The 12,905-nt window shown below is 57.3% G+C and carries 14 protein-coding genes; 3 read left to right on the forward strand and 11 right to left on the reverse strand.

Going from position 1 to position 12,905, the window contains the following annotated elements:
* Nucleotides 1-217: 217 nt before the first annotated feature.
* The 3 genes from ALO64_RS15580 to cmoB all read left to right on the forward strand — a co-directional run bounded on the left by ALO64_RS15580 (nucleotide 218) and on the right by cmoB (nucleotide 2,410).
* The gene (locus tag ALO64_RS15580; RefSeq protein WP_044344674.1) at nucleotides 218-610 is read left to right on the forward strand and encodes a protease inhibitor I42 family protein; all 393 of its coding nucleotides are present in this window, start codon (nucleotides 218-220) and stop codon (nucleotides 608-610) included.
* Nucleotides 611-710: 100 nt separating this feature from the next.
* Nucleotides 711-1,454: a carboxy-S-adenosyl-L-methionine synthase CmoA gene (gene cmoA / locus ALO64_RS15585; RefSeq protein ID WP_044344675.1), complete on the forward strand. Its 744-nt coding sequence runs from the start codon at nucleotides 711-713 to the stop codon at nucleotides 1,452-1,454.
* Nucleotides 1,451-2,410, forward strand: a complete 960-nt coding sequence (gene cmoB, locus ALO64_RS15590) for a tRNA 5-methoxyuridine(34)/uridine 5-oxyacetic acid(34) synthase CmoB (RefSeq protein WP_044344676.1) — start codon at nucleotides 1,451-1,453, stop codon at nucleotides 2,408-2,410. The genes cmoA and cmoB overlap by 4 nt, the downstream gene beginning before the upstream one ends.
* A gap of 9 nt (nucleotides 2,411-2,419) precedes the next feature.
* Here the strand turns inward: cmoB and pdxJ are convergent, their stop codons facing one another.
* From pdxJ to rpoE, 11 genes are all read right to left on the reverse strand, one after another.
* Entirely contained in the window at nucleotides 2,420-3,160 is a 741-nt protein-coding gene (gene pdxJ, locus ALO64_RS15595) for a pyridoxine 5'-phosphate synthase (protein WP_044344677.1), read from the reverse strand.
* Nucleotides 3,161-3,219: 59 nt separating this feature from the next.
* Nucleotides 3,220-3,903, reverse strand: a complete 684-nt coding sequence (gene recO, locus ALO64_RS15600) for a DNA repair protein RecO (protein ID WP_002554904.1) — start codon at nucleotides 3,901-3,903, stop codon at nucleotides 3,220-3,222.
* A 60-nt stretch (nucleotides 3,904-3,963) separates the two neighbouring features.
* Entirely contained in the window at nucleotides 3,964-4,866 is a 903-nt protein-coding gene (gene era / locus ALO64_RS15605; RefSeq protein ID WP_044344678.1) for a GTPase Era, read from the reverse strand.
* Nucleotides 4,859-5,548: a ribonuclease III gene (gene rnc, locus ALO64_RS15610; protein WP_044344679.1), complete on the reverse strand. Its 690-nt coding sequence runs from the start codon at nucleotides 5,546-5,548 to the stop codon at nucleotides 4,859-4,861. Before rnc ends, era begins: the two co-directional genes overlap by 8 nt.
* A complete protein-coding gene (locus ALO64_RS15615; RefSeq protein ID WP_002554907.1) occupies nucleotides 5,545-5,922 on the reverse strand; it encodes a DUF4845 domain-containing protein in 378 nt (125 codons plus the stop codon). The genes rnc and ALO64_RS15615 overlap by 4 nt, the downstream gene beginning before the upstream one ends.
* Nucleotides 5,923-6,038: 116 nt before the next feature.
* Nucleotides 6,039-6,893: a signal peptidase I gene (lepB, locus tag ALO64_RS15620; protein WP_044344680.1), complete on the reverse strand. Its 855-nt coding sequence runs from the start codon at nucleotides 6,891-6,893 to the stop codon at nucleotides 6,039-6,041.
* A 9-nt stretch (nucleotides 6,894-6,902) separates the two neighbouring features.
* Nucleotides 6,903-8,699: a translation elongation factor 4 gene (gene lepA, locus ALO64_RS15625; protein WP_044344681.1), complete on the reverse strand. Its 1,797-nt coding sequence runs from the start codon at nucleotides 8,697-8,699 to the stop codon at nucleotides 6,903-6,905.
* A gap of 171 nt (nucleotides 8,700-8,870) precedes the next feature.
* Nucleotides 8,871-10,295, reverse strand: coding sequence for a DegQ family serine endoprotease (locus tag ALO64_RS15630; RefSeq protein ID WP_223216152.1), 1,425 nt, complete (start codon nucleotides 10,293-10,295; stop codon nucleotides 8,871-8,873).
* 298 nt (nucleotides 10,296-10,593) lie between these two features.
* The gene (locus ALO64_RS15635; protein ID WP_044344682.1) at nucleotides 10,594-11,553 is read right to left on the reverse strand and encodes a MucB/RseB C-terminal domain-containing protein; all 960 of its coding nucleotides are present in this window, start codon (nucleotides 11,551-11,553) and stop codon (nucleotides 10,594-10,596) included.
* Between the two features lie 8 nt (nucleotides 11,554-11,561).
* On the reverse strand, nucleotides 11,562-12,152 hold the full coding sequence (locus ALO64_RS15640) for an anti sigma-E factor RseA C-terminal domain-containing protein (RefSeq protein WP_004658251.1): 591 nt from the start codon (nucleotides 12,150-12,152) through the stop codon (nucleotides 11,562-11,564).
* Nucleotides 12,153-12,185: 33 nt separating this feature from the next.
* A complete protein-coding gene (gene rpoE, locus ALO64_RS15645) occupies nucleotides 12,186-12,767 on the reverse strand; it encodes an RNA polymerase sigma factor RpoE (RefSeq protein ID WP_044344683.1) in 582 nt (193 codons plus the stop codon).
* Nucleotides 12,768-12,905 lie beyond the last annotated feature (138 nt).

Genomic DNA, 12,905 nt, shown 5'->3' on the forward strand with positions numbered 1-12,905 from the left:
AAAAAAACTGATACTCCCACTTGACTGCGAAGACGATGCTTCATACGACGTATTTTCGGCGATCATACTGGCTCTTTCGCGGACAAGTCCGCTCCCACGGCCTTGACTATCTGATCTGATCAACTGATTCCGATCCTGAGCGGTATACCTGCCGTACTCCCCCCTAAAACCCTGATCGGTTATCCTTGCCCCTCGTCTCGCAAAACCGGAACTTGCCATGACCCCTGCCCGTTTCCTTGCACCGTTGAGCCTTGCGCTGCTGACGGCGTGCGCGCAAACACCGAAAAACATCGTGTCCATCGAGGCTGAAAACGACTGCCCACTGACGCTCCAGAGCGGACAGACGCTGATCCTCACCCTGCCCAGCAACCCGACAACCGGCTTTCGCTGGCTGACCCAAAATCCGGCGCAGAACATCCTGCGCAGCCTCGGGCCGGAGGTGTATGCCAACGCCGAGAGTAAGGAGATGGTCGGCAGCGGCGGGCAGTCAGTCTGGCGCTACAAGGCAACCGACGCAGGGACCGAGCGACTGGTGATGACCTACCAGCAGCCGTGGGCTCCGGAAGTGGCGCCGGAGCAGACTTTCGAATGCGCAATCACGGTGAACTGACCGTTTGCCCGCGGCTTGTCCGAAGGCACGCGCTGCACCATGCATCACGGCGACAACTTGGCTAGAATGCCCGCTTTTCAAAGCCTTCGCCGGAACCGCCGTGAGCAAAGAAACCGACCGCATTTTCGCCCAGCCACTGGCCCAGGTGCCTGACTTCGCCTTCAACGAAGACGTGGTGCGGGTCTTCCCGGACATGATCAAACGCTCGGTGCCCGGCTATCCGACGATTGTCGAAAACCTCGGCGTACTTGCCGCGCAGTTCGCCCAGCCGGATACCGTACTTTACGACCTTGGCTGTTCGCTGGGTGCCGTGACTCAAGCCTTGCGTCGCCATGTACGCAGCGAAGGCTGTGAAGTCATTGCGATAGATAACTCCAGTGCGATGGTCGAGCGCTGCCGTGAGTACCTCAATGCGCAGAACTCCATGTTTCAGGAGCTGTTGCCGGTGCAGGTCATCGAAGGTGACATTCTGGCGCTGGAGTTCAAGCCCGCGTCGGTGGTCGCGCTTAACTTCACCCTGCAATTCATTGCCCTCGAGCAGCGCCTGACATTGCTCGGGCGCATTCGTGATGCGCTGGTGCCAGGCGGCGCGTTGATCCTTTCGGAGAAACTGCGTTTTGATGACGAACAGGAGCATGCGCTGCTGACGGATCTGCACATCGCTTTCAAGCGCGCCAACGGCTACAGCGATCTGGAAATTGCCCAGAAGCGCAGTGCCATCGAAAACGTGATGAAGGCCGACAGCCTGGAAGAACATCGCCAACGTCTGCTCGCCGCCGGTTTTTCCAAGGTGGTGCCCTGGTTTCAATGCCTTAACTTCACCTCGTTGATTGCCCTGCCATGATTGATCTCGCTCCTCTTGTCCGCCGTCTGGCGGGAACCCCTCTGGCTGATTGGGCAAACGGCTTGCAAGCCCAGCTTGATACGAAAATGGCCAAGGGTCATGGTGACTTGCAGCGCTGGCAAAGTGCGCTGGATGCGCTTCCAGACCTGCAACCCGATCGAATCGATCTGCTCGATAGCTTTACCCTGCAAGCCGAGTGCAACGGCGAAACCCGAACTGTGCTGCGCAAGGCGTTATTAGGCCTGTCGCCTTGGCGCAAAGGGCCGTTCAATGTGTTCGGCGTACATATCGACACCGAATGGCGCTCGGACTGGAAGTGGTCACGGGTATCGCCGCATCTGGACCTGAAGGGCAAACGGGTTCTGGATGTTGGTTGCGGCAACGGCTATTACCAGTGGCGCATGCTCGGTGCCGGGGCTGACAGCGTGATTGGTGTTGACCCCAACTGGCTGTTCTTCTGCCAGTTTCAGGCCATGCAGCGCTACCTGCCTGACCTTCCTGTCTGGCATCTGCCCTTCGCACTTGAGGACTTGCCAGCCAATCTGGAAGGCTTCGATACGGTGTTCTCAATGGGTGTTCTGTATCACCGCAAATCGCCCATAGATCATTTGCTGGCGTTGAAAGATTGCCTGGTAAAAGGCGGCGAGCTGGTGATGGAAACGCTGGTAGTGCCGGGCGATGTTCATCAGGTGCTGGTGCCGGAAGACCGTTACGCACAGATGCGCAACGTCTGGTTCCTGCCGTCGGTCCCCGCGCTGGAGCTGTGGATGCGCCGCGCAGGCTTCACCGATGTGCGCTGCGTCGACGTCAGCCATACGACGATCGAGGAACAGCGCAGCACCGAATGGATGCGCTTCCAGTCACTGGGCGACTATCTGGACCCTGCCGATCACAGCAAGACCGTCGAAGGCTTGCCAGCGCCGATGCGCGCTGTGATTGTGGGGCGCAAGCCTTGATCGGGACGACTACCGAGCGGCCGCCACGACCAGCGCTTTCATTTCTGCCACCGCCGCTTTGAACCCTACGAACAGAGCATGAGCCACCAACGCGTGGCCGATGTTCAGTTCGTTGATGCCCTTGATCGCGGCGACTGCTTCGACGTTATGATAATGCAGGCCGTGACCGGCGTTGACGATCAGGCCCTGAGCTACGCCGAACGCTACTCCATCGGCTATTCGCTGCAGTTCTTCGGCGACTTCAGTCGGGGTCTGAGCATCGGCATAGCGACCGGTATGCAGTTCAATGGCAGGTGCACCGACGCGATTTGAAGCGGCGATCTGGCGCTCATCGGCGTCGATAAACAACGAGACCTCGCAGCCGATTTTCGCCAGCCGCTCGACCGCTGCCTTGATCCGCGCTTCCTGGCCCGCGACGTCCAGCCCGCCTTCGGTAGTCAGCTCCTGACGTGTCTCCGGCACCAGGCAGATATGCGCAGGACGAATGCGCTCGGCAAATGCGAGCATTTCCTCGGTCACGCCCATCTCGAAGTTCATGCGAGTCTGCAGCACGTCCTTGAGCAGCAGGACGTCGCGCTCCTGAATATGCCGACGGTCTTCACGCAGGTGAACGGTGATGCCGTCGGCACCTGCCTCTTCGGCGTCCAGGGCAGCCTTGACCGGGTCCGGGTAGCGCGTGCCACGGGCCTGACGCAAGGTGGCTACATGGTCGATGTTCACGCCGAGAAGGATGCGAGTGCTTTGGGTCACGGTTGTCTCCAGAAAAATGGGCGAGCTGGTCGAAGCAGGCTGTAGAGAATAAAGCCTGATCAAGGCTTGCGAAACAGTTCACGACTGACAAGTGGGCGGCCGCCCAGATGCACAGCCAGCGCCTGACGCATCAGACGCTTGGCAGCAGACAACGCACCAGGGACGCTCCAGTCCGCTTCGGACATGGCCAGCAATTCTGCGCCTTGAAACAGGCCGGGCTGAAGCAGATAAACACGCTCAAGCCCGGCATCCACTTGCAGGCGGTACATGCCATCAATTGCCAGCGGCTCGCCGTTGATGTCGGCGTCCATCGCAAAGCCGTAGCCCAGATCATCCAGCAACCGCCATTCGAACGAACGCAGCAACGGTTCCAGCGGACGGCCCAGTGCGAGGGCCAGCAATGTGGCGGCGTAATGTTCGAATACAGCTGGATGCGGATCTTCGGCAGGCAACAGGCGAATCAGCAGTTCGTTGAGGTACATGCCGCTGAACAGCGCCTCGCCGGTCATCCAGGTAGCAACGCCTGCGCTCTCCATGCGCCCGACATTCTTTAGTTCGCCACGCCCTCGAAACTCGACTTCAAGGGGCACGAACGGACGCGCCAGCGAGCCTGCCTTGCCTTTGGCACTGCGCAGCACGGCACGTAGCCGCCCTTGGGGCGTGAGGAAATCGACCAGCGCGCTGTTTTCGCGATACGCACGGCTGTGGAGCACATAAGCAGGTTGGCCGGTGGGCGCGCTCATCAGGCTGGCTCGAAAGAGAAGTGTTCGCCCAACCGCAGACGGGTCAGGCGAAAGGGCAGCTTAGAGGTCGCCGTAGCCGAGCGAGCGAAGGGCGCGCTCCTCATCGGACCAGCCACCTTTGACCTTGACCCACAGGTTAAGCATGACTTTGGAGTCGAACAGCAGCTCCATGTCGCGACGCGCATCACTGCCGATGCGCTTGATACGGTCGCCCTTGTCGCCAATGATGATTTTCTTCTGCCCGTCACGCTCGACAAGAATCAGCGCATGGATATGCAGGGTGCGGCCCTGCTGCTTGAACTCTTCGATCTCGACGGTGATCTGGTATGGAAGCTCGGCACCCAACTGACGCATGATCTTCTCGCGAACCAGCTCAGCAGCCAGAAAGCGGCTGCTGCGATCAGTGATCTGATCTTCCGGGAAGAAGTGATCATTCTCGGGCAGGTGCGAGGCAATCAGGCTTTCCAGCGCTTCCAGGTTGTGGCCATGCTGCGCGGAGATAGGCACGATGGACGCATTCGGCAGTTGGCCTTGCAGCCACTCCAGGTGCGGCATCAGATCGCTCTTGTCTTCAATGCGATCGGTTTTGTTGATCGCCAGAATGACCGGGCCTTGCACGTACTGAACACGCTCCAGAACCATCTGGTCTTCGTCGGTCCAGCGGGTGCGATCCACGACGAAGATCACCACGTCGACGTCTTTCAACGCAGCCGAAGCAGTCTTGTTCATGTAGCGGTTGAGCGCTTTCTCGCCATTCTTGTGCATGCCGGGAGTGTCGACATAGATCGCCTGCACGGCACCCTCGGTCTTGATCCCGAGCATGTTGTGACGCGTGGTCTGCGGCTTGCGCGAGGTGATCGCCAGCTTTTGACCCAGAATATGGTTGAGCAGCGTGGACTTGCCTACGTTGGGACGGCCGACAATGGCAACATAGCCACAGCGTGTTGCGGTTGTATCATTCATGACCGTTCTCCACGCCCAGGGCAATAAGTGCTGCTGCTGCGGCTACCTGTTCGGCAATCCGGCGGCTGACACCCTGTCCTCGGCTTTTTTCATTCAATAGGTTGATCTCGCATTCGACGAAAAACGTCCGGCAATGCGGTTCACCCTGGATATCCACCACCTCGTAACGCGGCAGTTCGCAGGCCCGCGACTGGAGAAATTCCTGCAGTCGGGTCTTGGGGTCCTTGTTGGTGTCTACCAGCGTCAGGCTGTCGAACTCGGTTGTCAGCCAGGCCAGAACGCGCTCGCGCGCAGCCTCCATGCCAGCGTCCAGATAGATCGCCCCGATCAGCGCTTCAAGGGCGTCGGCGAGAATCGACTCGCGACGGAAACCACCGCTTTTCAGCTCGCCGGACCCCAGGCGAAGGTACTCGCCCAGATCGAAACTACGGGCCAGCAACGCAAGGGTTTCACCCTTCACCAGGCGCGCACGCAAGCGCGACAGCTGGCCTTCGCGGGCCTGAGGGAAGCGTTCGAACAACGCCTCACCCGCCACGAAGTTGAGAATGGCATCACCGAGAAATTCCAGACGCTCGTTGTTGCGACCGGCAAAACTGCGATGGGTCAGGGCCAGGACCATCAGTTCCTGATCCTTGAAGGTATAGCCGAGCTGACGCTCAAGGCGGCTCAAGGATACGCTCACGGTTTACCCACACTGAATTGCTTGTCGAACTTCATCACCAGATCGATGTTCTGGAACCACGGTTCACGCTGCTCATAGTTCAAATGAGCTTTGAACGCATTGTTCTCCACCGTCACTTTCAACGCCTTGTTCAAATCTATATCCCGAATGCTGTTGACCTGCATGTTCTTACCGACATAACCGTAGAAATCGTCGACCGTGGTAATGTCCAGGGCCTGATTGGTGTCGACCGTTTCGATGATTTTCTTCATCGTCATGTAGTCGAGGTAATGCGGGACCAGCTTGAAGGCCGTGCTCGTCGCGAACGCGACAAGCGCCAGCACCAACAGCCATCCCACTAGCGAAAAACCTTTTTGAGAAGTAGAGAACGTCATGTTCGACTTCAACCTCGAGAGTTCACTGCCTGCCCGACCGGGTCGACTCAGGGTTCAGAGGCGTTTCCAGTCAGCCCAAATGACATACGGCGCTGCTCCAGGCAGCGCCGCATCGATTACTTGATCAACCCTACGCGTGCAAAATTAGGGAAGTGGCTCAATTTCGGTTCCGCCCAGCTCATCCAGACGGCGAAAGCCTTGCCTACGATGTTCTTGTCCGGGACCATGCCCAGTTCGTCCTTGGGAATATTGGGATCATCCCAGTAACGGCTGTCATTCGAGTTGTCGCGGTTGTCGCCCATCATGAAGTAGTGCGCAGCAGGCACTGTCCATTCACTGTCAGGCGGCGCGCGGTATCGGCTCATTTCCTGACGGATCTGATGTTCGACTGCGCCCAGTTGTTCTTCGTACAGTTCTGCACTGCCCAGTGTACCGGGCTCGGTGCCGATCAGTTTCTTGGCAACCAGCTCACCGTTGATGAACAACCGCTTGTCGCTGGTATAGCGAATGCGATCACCCGGCAGACCGACGACACGCTTGATGTAGTTGACGCTTGGGTCGCTTGGGTAGCGGAACACCATCACATCGCCACGCTGCGGATCACCGAGCTGGATGACCTTCTGATCCAGTACCGGCAGGCGGATGCCATACGCGAACTTGTTGACCAGAATGAAATCACCCACATCCAGCGTCGGCTTCATGGAGCCCGAAGGAATCTGGAACGGCTCTACCAGAAACGAACGAAGCACCAGCACGATAAACAACACCGGAAAGAACGATTTGCCGTACTCAACCAGCAAAGGCTCTTTGTTCAAGCGCTCTACGACAGCAATGTCAGGTTCGCCGACGCTTCCCTGATAGTTCGAAATGGCAGCCCGGCGACGAGGCGCCAGGATGACCAGATCAATCAGTGCAAGCACGCCACAGACGAACACAGCGATGACCAACAACAGCGGAAAATTTAGTGACATAGGACCTGACTATTCCAACCTGAGCACTGCGAGGAAGGCTTCCTGTGGAATTTCCACGTTACCGACCTGCTTCATGCGTTTCTTACCGGCCTTTTGCTTCTCCAGCAATTTACGCTTGCGGCTGACGTCGCCGCCGTAGCATTTGGCCAGTACGTTCTTTCTAAGCGCCTTGACGGTTGTCCGGGCCACGATCTGACCGCCAATGGCGGCCTGAATTGCCACGTCGAACATTTGTCGAGGGATCAGCTCTTTCATCTTCTCGGTCAACGCACGCCCTTTGTAATGAGCGTTGTCGCGGTGAACGATCAATGCCAGGGCATCGACCTTCTCGGCGTTGATCAGAACGTCGAGCTTGACCAGGTTGGCCGACTGGTAACGATCAAAATGATAATCCAGCGAAGCATAACCGCGGCTGACAGACTTGAGACGATCGAAGAAGTCCAGAACCACTTCGTTCATCGGCAAATCGTAGCTCACCTGAACCTGGGTGCCGAGGAACAGCATGTCGTGCTGTACGCCACGTTTTTCGATGCACAACGTAATGACGTTGCCCAGGTGCTCCTGCGGCACAAGAATATTTGCGCGAACGATAGGCTCGCGCATGTCTTCGATGGACGACAGGTCAGGCAGTTTGGACGGGTTATCGACATAAATCGTTTCGCCGGTCTTCAGCAAAAGCTCGAAGATTACGGTTGGCGCGGTGGTGATCAGGTCGAGATTGTATTCACGCTCAAGACGCTCCTGGATGATCTCCATGTGGAGCATGCCGAGGAAGCCACAACGGAAGCCGAAGCCCAGCGCATCGGAGCTTTCAGGCAGGTATTGCAGCGAAGAGTCATTCAGCGTCAGCTTTTGCAGGGCTTCACGGAAGTCTTCGAAATCGTCGGAGCTGACCGGGAACAGGCCGGCGTATACCTGAGGCTGGATACGCTTGAAGCCGGGCAGCACGTCTACATCGGGCGTGGTGCTCAGGGTCAGGGTGTCACCAACCGGCGCTCCGTGAATGTCCTTGATACCGGCAATGATAAAGCCCACTTCGCCGGTTTTCAGATCAACGGTTGCCGTGTGCTTGGGGTTGAACACCCCAACGCTGTCGACCAGATGCAGCTTGCCGGTGGACTTGACGAGGATCTTGTCGCCTTTCTTGACGCGACCGTGGCGCACGCGCACCAGAGACACGACGCCCAGGTAATTGTCGAACCAGGAATCGATGATCAACGCTTGCAGCGGATCTTCGATGTTGCCGGTCGGTGCGGGAATGGTTGCTACCAGACGCTCGAGGACCTCGTCCACGCCCATACCGCTCTTGGCGCTGCACGCCACGGCATCGGTGGCGTCGATACCGATGATCTTCTCGATCTCTTCCTTGACGCGGTCCGGATCGGCCTGCGGCAAGTCCATCTTGTTCAATACCGGCATGACCTCTAGGCCCTGCTCGATGGCGGTGTAGCAGTTGGCGACCGATTGAGCCTCGACGCCCTGCCCTGCATCGACCACCAGCAACGCACCTTCGCACGCGGCCAACGAACGGCTGACTTCATAGGTGAAGTCGACGTGCCCCGGGGTGTCAATGAAGTTCAACTGGTAGGTGATACCGTCTTTGGCCTTGTAATACAGGGTAACGCTATGGGCCTTGATGGTGATCCCGCGCTCGCGCTCAAGATCCATGGAGTCGAGCACCTGGGCTTCCATTTCGCGCTCGGACAGGCCGCCGCACATTTGAATGAAGCGGTCGGCCAGCGTCGACTTGCCATGGTCAATGTGGGCGATGATGGAGAAATTGCGGATATGACTCAAATCACTCACGGATCAACACTCAAAAAGGTTGCAGGCAGATTGCCCGCCGAAAAATAGCCGGGAATTGTACCTGAACTAAGCAAGAGGCGTCACGCTTACAGGTACCCGGATAGGCGCAAGGTAAACAAACAGGTACAAAAAAGGGTGGCCGCAGCCACCCTTCCCGGTCAAACCGCCCTGTTACTCGGACAGCTTGAAGGTGATGAAGGTCGCACGGCCCTGACGCAGAACACGCATCGAAACAGAGCGATCCTTGGGCAGGCTTTTCGCCACCTCAGTGAACTGCTTACTGGACGTAATCGCCTGGTTGTTCAGATGAGTGATCACATCACCCGGCTGCAGGCCAATCAGCGAAGCCGGACCACCTGTGACTTCCTTGATGGCCACACCGCCCTTGAGGTCCAGGGATTTCTTCTGCTCGGCTGTCAGTTCGATCACCGACACGCCCAGACGGTTGCTGCTGCGTTCGGCGCCTGTGCCAGCAACATCGCCCATTTCTTGGCCTTCGTCAGGCAGCGCGCCAACAGTGACCGTCAGCTTCTGACGCTTGCCGTCGCGAATCACTTCTAGTTCGGCTTTGCTACCGTCCTTGAGGTTGCCTATCAAGTGCGGCAGGTCAGCCGACATGATGATTGGCTGGCCGTTGGCACTCAGAATCACGTCACCGACCTGCAGGCCACCCTTGGCAGCCGGGCCATCTTCAAGCACCTGAGCAACCAGCGCACCGGCAGGCTTGTCCAGACCAAACGATTCGGCAAGGTCCTTGTTCACTTCCTGAATAACCACACCCAGCCAGCCACGGCTGACTTTGCCGCTGGCCTTGAGCTGGTTGGCCACATCCATGGCGACGTCAATCGGAATCGCGAACGACAACCCCATGAAACCACCGGAGCGGGTAAATATCTGCGAGTTGATCCCGACTACCTCACCCGCCATGTTGAACAGCGGGCCACCCGAATTACCCGGGTTGATGGCAACGTCCGTCTGAATGAACGGCACATAGGTGTCGTTTGGCAGACTACGACCCTTGGCGCTGACAATGCCTTTGGTCACGGAGTGATCGAAGCCGAATGGCGAGCCGATCGCCAGCACCCACTCACCCACCTTGAGCGTGTTGGAGTTGCCCAGTTTCGCTGTAGGGAGGTCCTTGCCGTCAATTTTCAGAACCGCAACGTCGGTGCGCGAGTCGGTACCGATCAGCTTGGCTTTCAACTCGCTGCGATCAGAAAGGCGCACAAGAATCTCGTCGGCACCGTCGATCACATGATTATTGGTCAGAATGTAACCATCGGGGGAAATGATAAAGCCCGAGCCCAGTGACTGGGCTTCGCGCTGACGATCACCCTTGCCGGCTCCCGGCGGACGCGACCCTGGCGGCATGCTGCGCTCGAGAAATTCGCGCAGCATGGGCGGCAAGCCTTCCAGGTCAGGCATCTGCTGATTGGCTATGGCGCGATCAGGCAGTTTCTGGCGCGTACTGATATTCACCACTGCTGGCGAGGCCTGCTCGACCAGCCCGGTAAAATCCGGCAGGTTCTCGGCTTGAGCCGTAGCAACCTGGCCGAGCATGAGCACAGCGGCAATCAGTGAAAAGTAGGACTTCATGCGTGGTATCGACATATAGCTCCCGTTGGTAACGAGCAAAAAATTAAGCAGTACAAGCAACTGACTCAAAGACCTCAAGCAGCGATGCTCATCTCTGGATCAGCGACATGGCCTCTGGAAACGACAAAAGGCCAAAGCTGCGAGGCTGTGACCTATAGAAAAAAACCAGAGTTTTTGCAACGTGCAAACCTCACCAAACATTTCAGTACCTGCGCCCAGGCCAGTTTGAATGCGCCCTGGCGACTCTTGAAACCCAGGATGAAAATTTTTACATCCTGGAATTCGTGACTTCAAATGTTTATTTTTTGGCTGGAGATTCGTCGTTACGCATCGACAAGGCTATACGCTCGGCGGTGCCCATCGGTATTTCTCCGACGACCGTCACCATCATGTCGCCCTGCGGTGTTGTGAGACGACGCGAGACCGCCACTGTCGGGCCTAGCTGAGTGCGAATATCCGAAGATGCGCCGCCTTTCACTGCCTCGATGAACACTGAAAAACGCGCCAGACCGTCGCCATACATCAGATGGGTAACGGAGGATTGCGTGGAGGAGTCCTTGCGCACACCACTGCTGCTGACTTCGAAACCAGGCGGCAGCCAATCAGAATGCCATGCCACAGAACTTATGGACGGCTCAGGCTTGGCTTTCAACACAGACACGGGCTTGCAGTCGGCGCTAGTGTTGAGCATTTGCTCGGACAGAACGCCGGCGGTATCGAGATCGGTAAACTGGAAACGTTCGAGCAGTTGCCCCTTCTCGCTCAACAGAAGCGACTTGAGCACAAGACCGGTTTCGTTATCCAGGTGAAGTTCAAGGCCGTATCGATGCTGGTCCTTGGGGGACAGCGCAACGATAGTTGCCTGACGACCGGCCACTCTGGATTTTCCGACAATTTTTATGTCGTACCAGGCGGAAAGTCTTTTGACATCGAATGCGCGGGCAGATGAGTCGACCGGATTGGCCACACCCGCTTCAAGCGTGCCGCTGACGCACTGTGTAAGCCCGTCAACACGCAGAACTTCCTGAGCAGAGCCATCAAGCTGCAACAAACGCTCCTGAACATGCCCATCCGCTATGCGGTGCCAGATTCGATGGGTAGAAAAACTACCATTGCGTTCGTATACAAAGGTGCCTTGATAGCTCTGCTGCTGATCAACCTTGGCAAGACGATTGATTGCGTCTTGCGCATCATCAGCCTGTACCGGGAGGGCAAGCCATCCACCAAGCAGTAATGGCAGTAGAGGGACGGCTCGCATGATCCTCCTTAACGGTTTTCCAGACTCGCAGCACGTGCGTAAGGCAGCGCGCTTTCAGTACCTTTCAACGCTGCTTCCTGGGCGTGCTGACGCAGGTAGCCAGGCAGACGTTGATCACCTTGACCAGCACCCTGCAACACGCCGTTGGCCATAGGGCCAGGCGCCTGCTCGGTACTTTCAGTGTAGCCAGCCAGTACGGCAGGGCCTTTCACTTGTGGAACAGTCAGGTTGGCAGGCTGTTGGGTCTGCTGTGCCAGTTGTGCACCGGCGATATCGTCCTGGTTGTACAGGCGGACACCGGCCAGAACGGCTACGGTAACCGACGCTGCAACAGCCAGACGACCCAGCGTGCGCCAAGGTCCACGTGCTGCTTTGAGCGGGCTGACTTCATCGGCGATCGCGGCAGATACAGCAGCCGAAATATCCAGATGCGGGATCAGCAGCTCTTTGTGCATAGCTGCACGAGCAACTTGGTAACGCGACCAGGTAGCGCGAGTATCGGCATCGTCAATGGCATTCAATACCCGACGTAATTCCAGTTCGTCCGCTTCGTTATCCAGTACCGCGGACAGCGATTCCTGCAGGGCTTCACGACTCATGGCGGGTTCCTCTCTTGGGCTATCGCCGCTGTCTCAGGATTCCTGCAACAACGGCTGCAGGGCTTTATCGATGGCTTCCCGAGCGCGGAAGATCCGAGAGCGCACGGTACCAACAGGACACTGCATGACGCTCGCAATGTCTTCATAACTCAGACCATCGAATTCACGTAAAGTTAGCGCCGTACGTAAATCTTCCGGGAGAAGCTGGATGGTCCGATGGACGGTGCCCTCGATCTCATCTCTCAACAATGCACGTTCCGGCGACTCGATGTCCTTGAGGCCATGATCGCCGTCGTAGAACTCCGCGTCTTCAGACCTTACATCGCTATCCGGTGGACGCCGACCTCGCGACACCAAATAGTTTTTCGCCGTGTTAATGGCGATGCGATACAGCCAGGTATAAAAAGCACTGTCACCGCGAAAGTTTCCGAGAGCACGGTAAGCCTTGATAAAGGCTTCCTGTGCAACGTCCTGAGCCTCATGGGTGTCGTGCACGAATCGCACGATCAACCCTAGAATTTTGTGCTGATACTTCAGCACCAACAGATTAAATGCTCGCGTATCGCCACGCTGTACGCGCTCGACAAGCTGCTGATCCTCTTCCTGGGTTAGCATGAACACTCCTCGTTAAGCATGAAGGAGTGCTGCAACTGACATTGTTCAGGCTCGCAAACATAGACTCGGGCTTTTCGCAAAAGTTCTCCCCCTTCAAGCAAGTTTCCTGCGGGCCATCGTAAAGCCTGCACGAAAAAC

The organism is Pseudomonas meliae (assembly GCF_001400515.1).
Taxonomy (GTDB): domain Bacteria; phylum Pseudomonadota; class Gammaproteobacteria; order Pseudomonadales; family Pseudomonadaceae; genus Aquipseudomonas; species Aquipseudomonas amygdali.